This is a genomic window from Gabonia massiliensis, assembly GCF_001403595.1.
In the GTDB taxonomy this organism is placed as follows: domain Bacteria; phylum Bacteroidota; class Bacteroidia; order Bacteroidales; family Coprobacteraceae; genus Coprobacter; species Coprobacter secundus.
Map to the genome: position 1 here is coordinate 57,637 of NZ_LN877935.1, position 17,222 is coordinate 74,858.

16 protein-coding genes and 2 tRNA genes are annotated in these 17,222 nt (G+C 34.2%); 16 read left to right on the plus strand and 2 right to left on the minus strand.

Annotation, left to right across the window (positions count from 1 at the left end; genetic code table 11):
- Positions 1–28: 28 nt before the first annotated feature.
- The 10 genes from BN2628_RS00555 (at position 29) to BN2628_RS00595 (ending at position 6,560) form a co-directional block, all read left to right on the plus strand.
- Positions 29–769 carry a hypothetical protein gene (locus BN2628_RS00555; RefSeq protein ID WP_055095591.1) on the plus strand — a complete coding sequence of 247 codons (741 nt, stop codon included), beginning with the start codon at positions 29–31 and terminating at the stop codon, positions 767–769.
- A 77-nt stretch (positions 770–846) separates the two neighbouring features.
- The gene (locus BN2628_RS00560; protein ID WP_055095593.1) at positions 847–1,644 is read left to right on the plus strand and encodes a hypothetical protein; all 798 of its coding nucleotides are present in this window, start codon (positions 847–849) and stop codon (positions 1,642–1,644) included.
- On the plus strand, positions 1,637–2,443 hold the full coding sequence (locus tag BN2628_RS00565; RefSeq protein WP_055095594.1) for a hypothetical protein: 807 nt from the start codon (positions 1,637–1,639) through the stop codon (positions 2,441–2,443). Before BN2628_RS00560 ends, BN2628_RS00565 begins: the two co-directional genes overlap by 8 nt.
- Before the next feature lie 3 nt (positions 2,444–2,446).
- Entirely contained in the window at positions 2,447–3,178 is a 732-nt protein-coding gene (locus BN2628_RS00570; protein WP_055095596.1) for a hypothetical protein, read from the plus strand.
- Positions 3,179–3,180: 2 nt separating this feature from the next.
- Positions 3,181–4,023 carry a hypothetical protein gene (locus BN2628_RS00575; protein WP_055095598.1) on the plus strand — a complete coding sequence of 281 codons (843 nt, stop codon included), beginning with the start codon at positions 3,181–3,183 and terminating at the stop codon, positions 4,021–4,023.
- 1 nt (position 4,024) lies between these two features.
- Positions 4,025–4,858 carry a hypothetical protein gene (locus BN2628_RS00580; RefSeq protein ID WP_055095600.1) on the plus strand — a complete coding sequence of 278 codons (834 nt, stop codon included), beginning with the start codon at positions 4,025–4,027 and terminating at the stop codon, positions 4,856–4,858.
- Positions 4,859–4,861: 3 nt separating this feature from the next.
- On the plus strand, positions 4,862–5,005 hold the full coding sequence (locus tag BN2628_RS17110; RefSeq protein WP_154668352.1) for a hypothetical protein: 144 nt from the start codon (positions 4,862–4,864) through the stop codon (positions 5,003–5,005).
- A gap of 11 nt (positions 5,006–5,016) precedes the next feature.
- Positions 5,017–5,505: a transglycosylase SLT domain-containing protein gene (locus BN2628_RS00585; RefSeq protein WP_055095603.1), complete on the plus strand. Its 489-nt coding sequence runs from the start codon at positions 5,017–5,019 to the stop codon at positions 5,503–5,505.
- A 71-nt stretch (positions 5,506–5,576) separates the two neighbouring features.
- Entirely contained in the window at positions 5,577–5,846 is a 270-nt protein-coding gene (locus BN2628_RS00590) for a hypothetical protein (RefSeq protein WP_055095605.1), read from the plus strand.
- A gap of 318 nt (positions 5,847–6,164) precedes the next feature.
- Positions 6,165–6,560: a hypothetical protein gene (locus tag BN2628_RS00595; RefSeq protein ID WP_055095607.1), complete on the plus strand. Its 396-nt coding sequence runs from the start codon at positions 6,165–6,167 to the stop codon at positions 6,558–6,560.
- A gap of 41 nt (positions 6,561–6,601) precedes the next feature.
- On the opposite strand, the gene BN2628_RS00600 is transcribed toward BN2628_RS00595, so the two are convergent.
- Positions 6,602–7,792: a tyrosine-type recombinase/integrase gene (locus tag BN2628_RS00600; protein ID WP_055095609.1), complete on the minus strand. Its 1,191-nt coding sequence runs from the start codon at positions 7,790–7,792 to the stop codon at positions 6,602–6,604.
- Between the two features lie 126 nt (positions 7,793–7,918).
- A tRNA-Pro gene (locus tag BN2628_RS00605) sits at positions 7,919–7,991 on the minus strand.
- 181 nt (positions 7,992–8,172) lie between these two features.
- On the opposite strand from BN2628_RS00605, the gene BN2628_RS00610 reads away from it, so the two are divergent.
- From BN2628_RS00610 to BN2628_RS00635, 6 genes are all read left to right on the plus strand, one after another.
- Positions 8,173–8,245 (plus strand) — tRNA-Phe (locus BN2628_RS00610).
- 494 nt (positions 8,246–8,739) lie between these two features.
- The gene (locus BN2628_RS00615; protein ID WP_044230749.1) at positions 8,740–10,119 is read left to right on the plus strand and encodes a DUF1565 domain-containing protein; all 1,380 of its coding nucleotides are present in this window, start codon (positions 8,740–8,742) and stop codon (positions 10,117–10,119) included.
- Positions 10,120–10,318: 199 nt separating this feature from the next.
- Complete coding sequence (gene dnaE, locus BN2628_RS00620; protein WP_055095611.1) at positions 10,319–14,146, plus strand: DNA polymerase III subunit alpha; 3,828 nt, start codon at positions 10,319–10,321, stop codon at positions 14,144–14,146.
- Positions 14,147–14,240: 94 nt separating this feature from the next.
- A complete protein-coding gene (gene trxA / locus BN2628_RS00625; RefSeq protein ID WP_044230747.1) occupies positions 14,241–14,555 on the plus strand; it encodes a thioredoxin in 315 nt (104 codons plus the stop codon).
- 74 nt (positions 14,556–14,629) lie between these two features.
- Positions 14,630–15,634, plus strand: a complete 1,005-nt coding sequence (locus tag BN2628_RS00630) for a cation diffusion facilitator family transporter (RefSeq protein ID WP_044230746.1) — start codon at positions 14,630–14,632, stop codon at positions 15,632–15,634.
- 827 nt (positions 15,635–16,461) lie between these two features.
- Positions 16,462–17,070: an L-threonylcarbamoyladenylate synthase gene (locus BN2628_RS00635; protein ID WP_055095613.1), complete on the plus strand. Its 609-nt coding sequence runs from the start codon at positions 16,462–16,464 to the stop codon at positions 17,068–17,070.
- Positions 17,071–17,222 lie beyond the last annotated feature (152 nt).

The following is a 17,222-nucleotide window of genomic DNA, read 5'->3' on the forward strand; positions in this document are numbered from 1 at the left end:
AACTTTAAATATTATAATGTAATTTGTTATGAATCAAGAAATAACCTCACTTTTAAGAAGAAAATTTGAGACACTGTACAAACAGACTCAAAATATCAATAAGTCTTTGAATCCTCAAAGCTCTTTTTTGAGGATTGATAAGCCATTAGTAAACGGGCAAGGGGTCTATACTTTTGACCCGATGAAACAAAACGGAAGAGATGCAAGTCTTTACGATCGTTTACTTGACAGAAATGATGCTTTTATTGTTACCGCAATCGGACTCTATATTACATACGAAATTGCAGGACAGAGAGGTACAACCGAATTACTTTCATGTCCTAAATCTCTCGGATATGTAGCAGGACAAAACATAATTGCTACCGGTAAGGCACAAGAAAGTTATTTTAACGCTATCTACAACGGAAAAATCAGTTTGAAAACAAACGATAAAATTACGTTCGATGGATTCCCGACGGCTGTATTTTTACGCCAAAACTTTACGGCCTCTCCTGATGCAGATAGTGCCCTGGCCGGGTTCGATGTTAGCGAATGCAATTACTTTTTGCCCGAAATTCTTGCTCTTGCAGGCAACAAAGATCAGTCGTTCGAACTTTCGTTCCCGTCTTTCCCCTCTGCTGTTTATAACCCTGAAGCAACCACAGATCCGGCCTTCACCCCTTCAGGAACTACCGGTTTAAGTTTGCTTTTGCAAGGTTTCTTGATCAAAAACGGGGCTATCTATGTAGCTGATGAAGACGGCAAACCCAATGAGTTACTTTTCCCGTAATTCGCGTTTATAGTGTATGTTTTTTAAGAACCGGAAAAATTTAAGTTTTCCGGTTCACCCAATAAAAAAGCGACGAAATGACACCTTTTATTATTCTTGATAGTGTAGATTTTATTCAAATACCCGTTACCGATACACGTGTTTATTTCCCTGCAAGTAGCCACTTGTTGGGGAAAAACATTCAGGCTATTACGTTGAATACAGAACTTGACGGTACGGACATTACGGGCAATTATCAAATATTTGATCCCGAAAACTGTTTTATAACTTTATTTGATATCGACGGTAATTTAATTTTCGACAAACTACCGCTTTACATGTTATCGAATGAAAATTCAGAAATATACGCTATCAATAAAGAAGTAGATTTCGAGCGCTCTTATATAGACGTTAACCGGGGGGGAAATCCAGAAGCAGCACTATTCTTTAACGTGTTTATATCCGAATATGATAAACAGCACAAACCGCAAAATAATTGCCGGATAAAGTCTGTTTTATTATTTGCAGGTGCTTATATTTCTGGATGTACAATCAATGAACAGGAAAAAATATATTCTTTGTCTTTCCCGGTGAGCAATCAGCCGGCCGACATATCTTTTAAAGGCATGTACGCACTTACAGGGAAGAAAATCAACCGGATAACGCTTTCAAATACGAATGGGAAAGTAAACGGTTATTTCCTGATCGTCCCTAAAGAGGGAAACAGGTATATTAATAATCTTGCATTAAATCACTTGTACGGATATAATAAAGAACCGTTGCCCCGATTTATCGAACCTATTTCGATCGATTTCGACAGGACATATATTTATATCCGCCCCACCAGTGAAGCGGAATACGAAAACCAATTAACAGTAAATTTCTATTATGAATAATCGCAATAATATTTTAAACCCTCTGTTTACAGGCGCATGTGCTGTTGAACTAAACAGTAACGATGCTACCGGAAAACGGTTGTATTTCCCGGAAGTAGCGTTATTACGAAATAAGTTAATTACCTCTATACAACTTTATTCCGTATCAAATACTCAAACTCCAGAGGGTAAAAACATTGTTCAAATTTCAGAATCTAATACGCCATTTTTGACGCTTTGCGATTTTGATAATATAGAGTTTATTTCAAAATATCCACTTACTGAAATACTTTATACAAACAAACAATTAAAGATAAACCGGCCTATCGTATTGCAAAATTGTTATATCGATTTGTCGGACGTAATCGACTGGAGCGATTTTTCAGGAGAGATATTTTACTTCGTATTCTTTTATCGGGATATCGAAGATAAATTCACAGAGCCGGAACAAAACATACTGCAATCTCTTGAGGTTGAATGTAGCGGAGAATTACAAAAAAAGTTCTACTTCCCGGATAATCGTGTATTGGTGGATAAGGTATTTAACAATATACATTCCTATTCATCTAATTTCGTCGGGGGAATGTATTCTCCCTCAGGATATAGCGTTATCGATAGTTCGAAAGTTTTCCTGACTATTGTCTATCGGCAAAACAAGGTAATTGACCGTATGCCGCTTTTGATGCTTGCACAATATGACAGAGACTTTAAATTACGTATGAAAATCCGGGCTGATCTCCCGTCCTCGTATGTAGAAGTATCTCAAAATTATAACTTACCGGATAATCCTTGCACATTGTTAACCTTCCAATATTGTTAAGCTATGATAAGAGGAACAGACAAAATATTACAATTCTTAGAAAAGAACAATTGCGTATATTTCCAACTCCGGCCGGGCCCTGAAAAAGACGCATATATCTTTCAAAGCAACATCGAAGGAGAAACCCCGGAAATGCGAAAAGCGCGTTTTATCGACGTGCTCGAGACGCTCGAACCCGGTAAATACTACCTGGAAGGCTGGAGTACTGAAGGACAAAAGCGGAATTGGTTCAGAGACTATGTGTACATCGGAGAGTCACAGATACAATATCCTACGGCTACAGCAGTCGGCAATGTTCCTCAAAGTATGAGTTATCCTTCTGAAGATATCGAAAGGCGTATTGCTGAAGCTGTAGAACGTACACAGCTGAAAATAGAGGTAGAAACACTTCGAAAAGAGCTGAAAGAATGTAACGAATATATTGACGAACTCGAAGAAAAGGGAGACTCTTTAAACCGTATTATCGGCCGTCTCGAGCCATATATCGGGCCAATTGTCGGGGCTCTGCTTGGTAAAGGAAAACCGGCAGTCAGCGTTTCCGGTACGACGGCAGACATTCAGGGGAATAATGAAGATTTTGCGAATGTAGAAGAGACAGACGAAACAGAGCGAATCAGGGTTGTTTGTCAACGTCTTGAAGCTCTTGAACCGAATTACCTTTCATTGTTGGAGTTGCTTTGCGACAAGTTGGAACAGAATCCGGCTTTATTACAAATGATAAAAAATTACGTATAATCATGTATGATATTAATCTGGTAAATAAAGGCGCTTTTGCCGACGGCTCTACAGTTTCGGTCTGGTCGAGTGCGTCAGGTAGTGCAAGTATATTATATACAGCAGATGATTTTGCAGGTATTTTAACCGGGAATTATTCTACATCATTAGGCGCGAAATGGTATCAACTTTTGAGCCTTGACGGGGCAAATGTTTACGGGTATGTCCGAGAAGATACGGTAATTATAAAAACGGTTAACCCTATCACAACCAGTACGGCACAAGGTACCATTAATCAAATGATAGATAATGACAAACAGACATTAACAAATCTCTTGATTGCGGCCGAATATTGTAAGCGATTACAGGCAAAGGGGTACAATGTAAGCAGCCAGAAAGCACAGATTAAGAAAACCTATCTATCCCTATACAACCGAAATAAAAAATTAACGGATGCCCCGGGCTTTTCAGACAAACAAAAAGGTAAATCAAACTTAACCGGTTTTGCTCCTGCATTGCAAAATATAGTCAACGACAGCAGTATAGGTATTGTAATTTCTACTGCTGTATTGATCACTATAATAGTGGTTGCACTGGTTGCCGGTGCTACGGCTGTATATTATGCGTTTTATATAGATGCAAAAAATGCAAGTAAAGATTTACAGGTATCCGAAAACCTTAAAAAGGCTCTTGAAAATGTCGATGCGGCAACTCGCGAAACTATCATAAAAGAGTTGCAAGAGCAGATAAACGATGCTTATAACTCCGGTAAATTTTCCGGGTTAAACTGGTTCGATATACTAAAATATGGGGCTGTTGTAGTAGGTACTTTTTTTGTAATTAAATATGTAAGGGAGAATCTGTAAAATGAGTATAGCAAATTTCGACATAAATATAAAGTTTTCCCGTCTTTCTTCGAAAAACCTAACTTCTGAATATCCAGACTTTTCGATAGAAGGGATGAAAGAGTTAGAAAGCAGCTACCGTTATGCGGCTAAGGGTTTTTCTGAAGAACTTGCAAACTTAAAGTGCTACCGATTATGTACTTTCACAAACGTATATACTCGTCCGACATCTCGTTCTATCATTGCCGTACATATCGATAGAATTATGAGGTTAAAAACTGCATTGGATTCCTCTATACGTTATGAAGGAGGATTGCTTCCGTTAACGCTTACAGGACATTTTGTTGATATGCCGGACGGCAGATACCATTATGTCGAGATACCTACCGAATATCGGAACACAACTAAACCCATATATCAGAAATACAAAAACATAAAAAAGCCCCAAAAGGTAAAAACGACCATCGGGGACGGTTTCAAATACGGATTTGTCCGGGAAGATTTAGTAGAGATGCCTAAATACTTCAAAACATATTTTTATAATAAATTAAAGCCATTGCCCCTTTACTACAATTACAAATATGAATATTATGAGTATAAGGAAAAGGGATATTCATATTTATATATGTTATCCGCCCGTTATCTGTATGATTCCAAATTCAAGGTATATCGGGCACTTTACCCTGAATCTCAATCCAGGGTAACAGCATACGCAAATGACGGAAATACAAACTTTATCGAAGAATTGAGAATAGCCGAAGAAATAAAAAAAGAGGAAGAAAAAAAAGAATCAAGTACAGATACATCTACTCTATTATTCGGTAGCCTATTCCTTTATGCACTTTATAAAATGTAGATTATGGAAGAAGATGAAATTTACCCCGGTTACGAATTACCGGAAGCAACGGTAACGGCAAAAGATTTGTCATATATCAAATGGATAGTAATAGGCGCATTGTCCGCCCTTGGTATTGTATTTCTTTTAAAAGCTGAAGAAGATTAAAAAATTTTACTATGTGGTACGAAGATTTTGTAAAAACAAATAAAGATATTTTTTTACAGAAGGTGAAAGAAATATCTTCACTCCTGGGAATCAATCCCAACTGGTTAATGTTTGTCATGAGGTGGGAAAGTTCACTCAATCCAGCAGCAGTAAACCCGATATCTGGAGCAACAGGGTTGATTCAATTTTTGCCTTCTACGGCCAAAAGCCTTGGCACATCGACTACGGCTCTAAAAAATATGTCGAATATAGACCAGTTGGATTATGTGTATAAATATTATGCACCATATAGAGGTAAAATAAAATCGTTGTATGATTGCTACCTGGTTGTATTCTTTCCGGCTGCTTTGGGAAAACCGGACTCCTGGATATTACAAACCAGCTCGACAAATCCAGGCATCATTGCGGCTCAAAATCCGGCACTCGATTTGAACAAAGACGGTAAAATAACCGTCGGAGAGTTCAAACAATATATTGATAAAAAAAAAGTGGTGTCGTAGACACAAGTACAATCCTGATCGGAGCTTTGGCCTTGGGATTTATCGGTTATTTAATTTTCAAAGATTAGGCTATGAATAATACTTTTAAAGTAAGATATAAAACAAACATCTATACGCAAAATACACAAATTGACCGGGACGGATACACAAGTATTATCTTCAGGAACCAGGGAACGGAACCGGTTACAGTGTTGGCGTATGTTAGATTAGTTCCCGGGGAAAGTTTAAAATTAAAAAATGATCCTGGGCAAATAGTCGATGATCGTATTAATGTTTCGTTCGGAACAGGCAACGGAACTAAAGAATTGGTCGTTATACGCTCCTATATTACCGAACAGTGAAAAATTTTAAAGTTTATTAATCCGCCTGATTAGTTGGCTCATTATAAAGTATATATATTTGTATTGCATTATCAATCACTCTATATATTATAATCCGAAACGATTCTAAACTACAAAACGAAGCATCCGGGACGATCTCAAACTACACGCTTCCGCAATGAACACAAACTACGACGTGCAACTCTTTTAGAAGCTCTGACGGTAAGAAATGAAAGCTCCTTTTCGGAGCTTTTTTTTAATATATAAATAATTCAAATATTTTTATTACTTTTACAACATCTAAAATATAAGTATATATTTTATATAAATAAAAATATTATGGCTATTAAATTTTATATCAGATACTCAGAGAATATAAAAAAGGATATTCGCAAAGGATATTCGATGCACTATACCGACTTTGATAAAAAAGATTTTAAAACAGCTAAAGAATTAGCAGAAGCCTTAGATATAGAAGATCCAGAAACAGTTATTTTTAATAAAGATTCTAAAACATGGGTTCAAAAATTACCAGGTCTATGTGCTTTTGAATTAGAAGCAGATAATTTAGAGGATGCTATAGAAGAAGCTAAACAGTTTGAATATAATAGCGTATATAATTCTGAAGATATGCCCTTTTGGCATATATTAGAGGGGGAGTATATAGATGATTGTCCAGAGGGAGAAGTTATTGAAGTAATAAATTTATTATATTCGAATAAAATAAAAAAATAAAATATAGTATATAGATTGCCATTCCATTTTTTTTGCGTATACTAAAATACAGAGTCGAATTTCGCTAACACTTCGTTACACTCCTGCAAATCATGAGGAGTATATGTATCTGTTATCAAAATAGAAGAGTGTCGCGCCTGGTCTCTAACTGAAAGAGTATCTATCCGGCTTCTCATCATTGCCGTTATGCCCGTATCTTTCAGGCTATAGAACTGATACCAGTCCGGCAAATTCAATTTTTTGCGAACATGTGGTAACCAGTAGTCACGAAAGATTTTCGGATCACGTTGCGACTTGCCAGGGTGAAAACCGGTCGAGAAAAGATAATAAGAGGACGGGTAAGAAAATATATTTAAATCAAGCATCAATTTTAATATCTTTATATTTACCGTAATTACTGCTGCATTATTATTTTTAGAATAATCCTCATATATAGTTACCGTTTTGTTTTTCAATGAGAAATCGCCTATTCTTAGAAATGTCATCTCTTTGGGCCGGATGCAACAATAATGGAGTATATAACAAGCGAGCAAAAAATGTTTGTTGGTTCTCTCCAGGTGTTCCCGTATCATAACCAGGTGTTCAGTACTGATAACCTTTCTAAATTTTTTATGGTTTACTTTGTGCTTAATGTTTGTTATTCCGTCCGTAGGCTTTGTTTTTAAATATCTCTTCTGAACCAGGAACGACGAAAATACTCGTAAAAAAGTCAAATAATTGTCCCGCGTTTGTGCGCTGTTCTTTCTATCTATCCAAATATGCTCTAAAAAGTCGCTGACAAATTCAGTATTAAACTGATATATATATGTTATAGGCACCTGCAAAGAATTATTATACATGCGCATATTACGCAAATAAGAAAGGTAACCGACATACGTTTCTTTCTCGTATATCTTTTCTTCGTGCATTTTCGTTATATATTCGAGATACCGATTACAAACATCTTCGAATGTTGCATATTCCTTGCCGTCTCCTTCTGAAAATATCCAGGGATTCCACCCTCGACGCAATTCATTTGAAAGTCTATAAATCAAATCAGCAGCATATTTGCGACGCTCGCTTTTCTTTTCTATGTGATTCAGTTTTATACGTTTGATTTTCATTTTACCGTCTACAGGGGAAAAAGCATTAAATGCTACATACCAATCATTTCCCTTTTTCCCGGTGTACAATTTCGGTAGAGTGTATGAAATCACACTCTGCATTTTTTCGTTTTGCTTTAGTATAGACATTTTTTTTTTGAACTGATTAAAAACCAGCACAAAAAAGGTTTAATAATATTCTCCCGTATTTCTCCCGGCACATATAAACCGACATAGCCTAACTTATTGAATATCAATAAGTTAGGCTATATTTAGTCGGGGTGAGAAGACTCGAACTTCCGACCTCCACGTCCCGAACGTGGCGCGCTGCCAACTGTGCTACACCCCGATTGGCTTTTGTGGATGCAAAGATATATATTTGTTCTTAACAAAAAAATATATATATACTTTTTTTAATGTCTTCCAAGGATTTTATTCGCAAAAAGTAAAATTATTAATGAATGTAAAAAAATAGATTAAAATTAGGTCGATTGAAAAAGTTATCATACATTTGCACTCGCAAAAACGATGGTGCCATAGCTCAGTTGGTAGAGCAAAGGACTGAAAATCCTTGTGTCCCCGGTTCGATTCCTGGTGGCACCACACTAAAATTCAGAGAGTTACTTAAAAGTGACTCTCTTTTTTATATCTTAAATTCTGTGTTTTTATAACTAAAGCTTAAACCAAATCAAACTAGGACTACAACAGTCAACATGATTTACCTCAAGTATAAAGTCCTGAAAAAATAGAGAATCACCTATAGTGATTCATGTAAAAAAATGAGAAACCATACTACAAAAATTTAGCATTTCCATACATCTTAAATTCTGGGGATTTCAAGAATAACAAGCTCAAAGACAATTTCAAACAAAAATAACTATTCGATTCAGTAATTCAAAAAACATTTATAACGATGCTATAAAGACAAGATTACTAAAAAAACAGGGAATTATAATTCTTAATCTTTATTTATTCAACTAAACAAAAACAAAAACCTCTTATATAAGAGATAGTATTATTATCTTTAATTTTATTTACTTTTGTCTGATGATATTAGACAAACAAGTCCAATTAAAAACTACCAAACATAACACATTATGAAGCATTTTTTTATAATATTTATTTCTATTATTATCGGATATACAGTTTTTGCAGCAGATAAAGCATCTATCATATATGTTTCTACAGATGGAAATGATTTTTCAAATAATGGAACTATTGAGAAACCCTATAAAACTATAAAAAAAGCCTTGATAAATACGAACAGTGATGCAACAATTATTATTCGAAGTGGAGACTATAGTGAATCTATTAATATTTCAGAACAGACTAACAGAAGAAATTTAACAATAAAATCATATCCAGGAGAACGTGTTCGGTTACTATGTGGAGAACGAATAGAAAAAGCTGAAAAAGTTTCAGGATATAAAAAAGTTCTAAAAAGTCCTGTTTCATTATGTAGCAACTCTCCCAATTACAAAATATTTCAACATGACATTGCAGATAAAAAAACTCTCATTTCTCCAGAAGAACGACATCCTCTCCAAAAAGGAAAACTCTACAGATGTAATTCAACACCATTACATCACGTAACAAATATTCAAGATATCGAATCAGCTCAAAATCCTGCTTTTTATTATGATGAAAAAAGCAAATTACTATATTTCAGTATTGTAGAAGGAACATCTTTAGACAAAAATCCAATTTATTTGCCTAAAGGTAATGGACTTTATGGAGGAAACAATGAAATTGACTTAACTGTCATTGGCATTGAAATACTATACGCTCCATTTAATTTATCCAGATGTCCTGGTGCGAAAATTATAGATTGTGCCGCAAAATATGCCTTTGCTGGAGGAGGTTTTATGTACCACATGTCCACAGGAATAGAGTTCATTAGATGCGAGGCGGCCCGTGTTTTTACAGAAAGTGGTAATGGAGATGGATTTAATGGGCACGCATACCTTCTAACCGAAAATCATCCTCAAGCTAAGCATACAACTGTTTCTCTAACTGATTGCTGGGCTCATGACAATTATGATGATGGATATTCTAATCATGAAAGATGTGAAGGTGTTGTTAGAGGTGGGCTCTTTGAATATAATGGTAAATATGGAGTTGGAAGTGGATACGGAGTTCATGAATCTGTTTTTAATGTCATAGCAAGAAAAAATCGTTATGGATTTGCTATATGTGCTGATGTTTTAGAAAATGAAGGTGGCTATGCTAGCCAAATGGTCGCCCACAATTGTATTTCGGAAAACAATACAGAAGCAGGTTATCTCATATATACATCAAATACTCCTAATACAAATCTCAATAGCATGATTTTATATGATTGTTATTCTTTCAACAATAAAATCGGGTTCGAAGTACAAGATAACTCACTACTTAAAATTATTAATTGCAAAGATTCCAATTCTAAAATTCCATATAAAGGATGTCTTATAATTGAAACTATTGATAATCTAAAATAATATCATCACTAATAATATTTTATCATAAGTTTTATAATATCTTACTATAATTCTATAACAAGTATCTCAAAAAATAATTATTAATATTATTTTCTCATTAATGAAATGAAGTAATAAAAATTTGAGCGAATACTTTTACTGATAAAATAAGCTTTGTAACTTTACACTCATAACAATAAAAATCAGAACACTTTATATCATGCATCCATTTGTCCATTTACACGTACATTCCCAATACTCGATTCTCGATGGTCAGGCTAGTATACAAGCCTTGGTAGATAAAGCTATGCATGACGGTATGAGAGGTATTGCCATTACCGACCACGGAAATATGTTCGGTATAAAAGAGTTTTATAATTATGTCAACAAAAAAAATGGTCCTATATTCAATGAAATTAAAGACCTGAAAAAGAAAATAGTCGCAATCGAAAAAGGCGAAACTGAATGTGAAAATAAAGAAACAGAAATTGCAAGATTCAAAATTCAAATTGAAGAAACTCAAAAAAAACTATTTAAACCAATTATTGGTTGTGAAATGTACGTGGCCAGGAAACGGCTACAAGACAAAAACGGGAAACCTGACCAAAGCGGTTATCATTTAGTTGTCTTGGCAAAAAACGAAAAAGGATATCATAATCTAATAAAATTAGTTTCAAAAGCATGGACTGAAGGATTTTATATGCGTCCTCGTACTGACAGAGTAGAACTCGAAAAGTACCATGAAGGACTTATTGTATCATCTGCTTGTCTTGGAGGAGAAGTACCAAAAAAAATAAATAAAGGACTCATTGATGAAGCTGAAGAAGCCATAAGATGGTACAAAAATATTTTTGGTGAAGACTATTATCTTGAACTACAACGACATAAAGCGACTGTCGAAAGGGCTAATCACGAGGCATACCCTTTACAAGTCACAGCCAATGCAAAAATACTTGAATTAGCAAAAAAATATAATATTAAAGTCATATGCACAAATGACGTGCATTTCGTTGATGAAGAAAATGCAGAAGCTCATGATCGTCTAATCTGTTTAAGTACTGGAAAAGATTTAGATGATCCTAACCGTATGCTCTACTCTAAACAAGAATGGATGAAAACCACGGCTGAGATGAATGAAGTCTTCGCTGACGTTCCTGAAGCACTAATTAATACTCAAGAAATATGTGATAAAGTAGAATTTTACTCTATCGATCATCCTCCCATCATGCCAACATTTGCCATCCCTGAAGAATTTGGGACAGAAGAAGCATATAGAAAAAAATATACTGAAGAAGACCTCTTCAACGAATTTACACAAGATGAGAATGGGAATGTCGTATTAAGCGAATCTGCAGCCCACGCCAAAATCAAAACTTTAGGAGGATACGATAAATTGTACCGCATAAAACTCGAAGCTGATTATTTGAAAAAACTAACTTTCGATGGTGCACAAAAAAGATATGGAGAACCTCTAGACCCAGAAATCAAGGAACGCCTAATATTTGAGTTACATATCATGAAGACTATGGGATTTCCAGGCTACTTCCTGATTGTTCAAGATTTTATTGCTGCTGCCCGTAATATGGGGGTATCTGTAGGCCCTGGTCGTGGCTCAGCTGCAGGTTCAGCTGTAGCATATTGCTTAGGAATAACCCAAATAGACCCTATCCAATATGATTTGCTGTTTGAGCGTTTTCTTAATCCAGATCGTATTTCATTACCAGATATTGATATAGATTTCGACGATGACGGTCGTGGAGAAGTTTTAAGATGGGTTACTGAAAAATATGGACACGAAAAAGTCGCCCATATTATTACATATGGAACCATGGCTACTAAAATGGTTATTAAAGATGTAGCTCGAGTACAGAAACTACCTCTTTCAGAAAGTGACCGATTAACCAAGTTAATACCAGACCGATTGCCAGAAGTAAATGGCAAATCCCCCAAAATAAATCTAAAAAATTGTATCGCTGCAGTTCCTGAATTACAAAGAGCTTGTGACTCATCCAATGAGTTGGTACACGATACAATGAAATATGCCCAAATGTTAGAAGGAAATGTTAGAGGAACGGGAGTACATGCTTGTGGAACTATCATTTGCCGAGATGATATAACTGATTGGGTTCCGGTAAGTACAGCAGACGATAAAGAAACTGGAGAAAAAATGCTGGTAACTCAGTATGAAGGTTCTGTTATTGAAGATACTGGCCTCATAAAAATGGACTTTCTTGGACTTAAAACTCTCTCTATCATAAAAGAAGCAATCAGTAATATAAAGTTACATACCGGAAAAGATTTGGACATAGACTCCATATCCATCAATGACGTTGCAACTTATAAATTATATAGTGAAGGAAAAACTGTCGGGACATTCCAATTTGAATCGGCAGGTATGCAGAAATATCTTCGTGAATTACAACCTACAACATTCGAAGATCTTATTGCCATGAATGCCCTCTATCGTCCAGGTCCTATGGATTATATCCCCCAATTTATCGACCGGAAACATGGAAGAGAGCCTATCGAATACGATATTCCGGTAATGGAAAAATACTTAAAAGATACATATGGTATTACTGTATATCAGGAACAGGTGATGTTATTATCACGTTTATTAGCCAATTTTACCCGAGGAGAATCAGACGCTCTCCGTAAAGCTATGGGAAAAAAATTGAAAGATAAGCTGGATGCTTTAAAACCCAAGTTCATTGCTGGAGGGCAGAAAAATGGACATGACCCCAAAACTCTTGAAAAAATTTGGGCCGATTGGGAAAAATTTGCTTCATATGCATTTAATAAGTCTCATGCAACATGTTATTCCTGGGTAGCCTATCAGACTGCGTATTTAAAGGCAAACTACCCTTCCGAATATATGGCTGCTGTCATGAGCCGTAACATCTCAAACATCACAGAAATTACCAAGCTCATGGATGAATGCAAAGCCATGGGTATATTAGTATTAGGCCCTGATATAAATGAAAGTAACTTGAAATTTACGGTCAATAAGGATGGAAACATTCGTTTTGGTCTCGGTGCAATAAAAGGTGTAGGGGAAGCTGCTGTTAATGCCATTATGGAGGAACGTAATAAAAACGGAGCATTTACAGGAGTCTTTAATTTTGTACAACGAGTCAATTTAAATGCCTGTAATAAAAAAAATATAGAAAACTTGGCTTTGTCCGGAGGTTTAGATAGTTTGCCAGAACTAAAACGGGAGCAATATTTTGCAGAAAATAGTAAAGGAGAAACTTTCCTTGAAACATTAGTCCGTTATGGAAATAAATATCAGGTAGATAAAGCGACTCAGACCAACTCTTTATTTGGAGGTAGTGAAACAATCGATATTGCCAAACCTGATATTCCGATCACAGAACCATGGACCGATTTGGAACGCTTAGAGAAAGAACGTGATTTAGTAGGAATTTACTTGTCAGCCCATCCTCTTGATGATTATGCATTAGCCCTTGAATATGGTTGTAATACAAAAATGGTTGATTTAGCAGACAAATCAGCCCTTCTAAACAAAGAAATAATAATGGGAGGTATTGTAATTGGATTCAGAGAAGGTGTTACCAAAAAAGGTAAGCCTTTCGGCATAATGAAAATAGAAGATTACTCTGGTTCCGCAGAAATTCCTTTATTCGGAAATGACTTTGTTGATTATAGGAATTATGGGTATAATGGCATGTACCTTCTCATCCGAGGACAATATCAACCTCGTAAATATAATGAGAATGAATATGACTTCCGTATTAGTTCTATTAGCCAATTACCTGATGTTAAAGACCAATTGTTGAAAAACATCACTATAAGTATTCCGATACGAGCATTACACAAAGGGAATATTGAACCTCTAGCAGATTTACTTTCAAATGAGAAAGAAGCACAGACACAGCTTTTCTTTGAACTAATTGACGAAGAAACCAACAATGTTGTAAAACTTTTTGCCCGTAATTCAACAATTAATATTACTAAAGAACTAATTAACTTTTTAAATGAAAATAATGACTTCTCATTTAAAATAAATGCACAAATAACAAATTGATATCAAAACAAATAAATATATATGTTTGTTTTTTTATAATTTTGGATCGGATTATAATTATCTGATTTATTCTAAACTAATTATTCATAGAATTATGGCTTTAAAATTTACTGACATTAACGTTAAAAATGAAATCAACTCAGGGAAACTTGTTGTTGTAGATCTTTGGGCTGAATGGTGTGGACCTTGCCGCAGTATAACTCCGTCAATTGAAGAACTTGCAACCGAATATGAAGGTAAGGCTATTATCGGGAAATACAATGTAGATGAAGAAAATGAATTAAGTACGGAATATGGGGTACGGAGTATTCCTACAATTCTTTTTTTTAAAGATGGGAAACTTGCAGACAAACAAGTAGGGGCATCACCTAAAGCTTCTATAAAGGCAAAGATTGACGCTTTACTATAACTCATAAATGTTCAATCTATTTACTCACCCGGCAAGAAAAATCTTTCTTTCCGGGTGAAATATTTATAACATCAATGAACACCATATTCAAAGAAGAAATATATAAGCAAAAAGTACAAAAGTATCTTGTCATAGGTTCTATTTTGTTAATGGCTGGAAAATTTATAGCTTATTACCTCACAAACTCAGTAGGAATATTGACTGATGCCATGGAAAGTATTGTAAATGTATTTGCAGGCTTCATTGGACTATATAGTTTGCACATTTCTACTAAGCCCAAAGATAGTAACCATCCCTTTGGGCATGGTAAGGTAGAATTAATTTCAGCTTCAATAGAAGGTTTATTAATTATATTTGCCGGTATAACGATTATTTCTGAAGGAATAAAAAGATTTTTCAATCCTGGAATAGTCGAAAAACTTGATATAGGAATTATAATTATTATCCTAGCTGGAATTATCAATTTTTTTATGGGAACTTACAGCATATATATCGGGAAAAAATATAATTCTATTGCTTTAATTGCAGGAGGAAAACATTTACAATCAGATACATACTCAACTATTGGATTGACAGTAGGTCTTATTATATTATGGTTTACTAAAATTGAATGGATCGATAGTATCCTTGCTCTTATCTTTGGAGGAATAATAGTTATAACAGGGATTCTTATTTTAAAAAAAACTATAACTAATTTATTGGATACAGCTGACAGTAAAGAGCTAAACACCCTTGCCGATATTCTTGAAAAACATAGGCAAAATGATTGGATAGATATCCATAATTTAAAAATGATAAAATATGGGAATCTATTTTATATCGACTGCGATCTTACTCTTCCTTGGTATTATAGCATAAGACAAGGACATAAAGCTTGCTCTGAATTAGAGAAAATCATCTCTAACAACTATTCAAATAAAGTGCTGTTATCTGTCCACTCTGACTCTTGCGATGAAAAATACTGCAGCTATTGTAATATTCCTATTTGCCCACACAGAAAAGCAAAATTTATTTTCCAACAACAATTTTCATTGAAAGATATCACAAAAAGTGATGAAGACAGAAATGAAAAATATTAAAAATTCTATTAATCTATTTTTCTATTTTAAAACTTTTAAACTATTCAAAGCTCCTTATTACTTTATAGTACTAATTCTTATACTTTCATTTACAGTATCGTACATGTAAAAATAATAAATAAAATACAAATGATCTTATCTAGTTTCATTATAAAACTCTATAATACAAAAGAATACGAAAATGCTAATAACAAGACGCTTTATGTTAATAATAAGTGTTACAATTCTTGCCCAGCCTAAATTTTTTTCGGCTCTAAAACGAGACTAAATATTACCAACTGTACAAATGCCATATAAATACACGTGCAGAAATACATTGAGGGACTTTTTCAAATATAAGATTGATATTATCTTGCATTACAACCTGAGCTTTTATTTTCTATGGAAGGCTGCCGAAAAAACAACGCAATTAATAAATAAATATATTCCATTTATAGACAAAGCCTACCTATACAAAGGAATCAATATTAGGATTTGACCCTTAGTGTGATTTTCTTAAACCTAAGACCTCGTTACAAAGAAGTCAAAATAACTCAAGATATTGACAATATGAAAGCTTTTGACTTTTCAATAGGACAGGCATAGGATATAAAACAGAAATCGTTTTTTTAATAGATGTACAATATAAGTGTAACGAAATTATCAAAACATACTAATGTTAAAAATAGCGTATTTGTAATTAGCATTGGATGGAAATTTTAAATTTTCATATTGAATTAAATGCTTGGGACAAAATTCCAAATTGTTTAGATTTTTTATTTAATCTGTAGTATCCTAAATAATTCTTTATAAATTTGTAACTTTAATTTTAGATTAAAAGAGTTGTTATGTTAGTTAAAATATATCCGGAAAATCCTAATAGTAAGGAAATAGACTGGGTAACTAATATCTTGAAAGACGGAGGAATAATCATCTATCCGACAGACACAGTATATGCCATAGGATGCGATGCTTTGAATGTTCGTGCAGTGGAACGAATATGCCGAATAAAAAATATAAATCCCCAAAAAGCGAATTTATCTATTATCTGTTATGATTTGAGTAATCTAAGCCAATATGTAAAGGTCAGTAATTCCCATTTTAAATTAATGAAAAAAAATTTACCAGGACCTTTCACTTTTATTTTACCCACAAATTCTAACCTTCCTAAAATTTACAAAAATAGAAAAACAGTAGGAATCAGAGTCCCAGATAACAATATTATTCGTGAAATTGTTAGAGTACTCGGAAATCCTGTATTAACAACATCTGTAAGGGATGAAGATGAAATTCTTGAATATACCACTGATCCAGAATTAATTGCTGAAAAATATAAAAATGAAGTAAACCTAATTATTGATGGTGGATATGGAGGGATAGAAGCCTCTACAATTATAGACTGTAGCAATGAAATTCCTGTAATTATCCGAGAAGGAAAAGGTAAACTAATAATTTAAAAACATTTTAATATCAAAAGATAAATAATTCTCAATATATATCTTTGATAATACTATTTTTCTTAAAAAGAAATCTATATAAGACTCAAAAAATGACATTTTTTATATATTTGCATTAGAAGAAAAAACTCGTCTCACACATTATCCTTTTA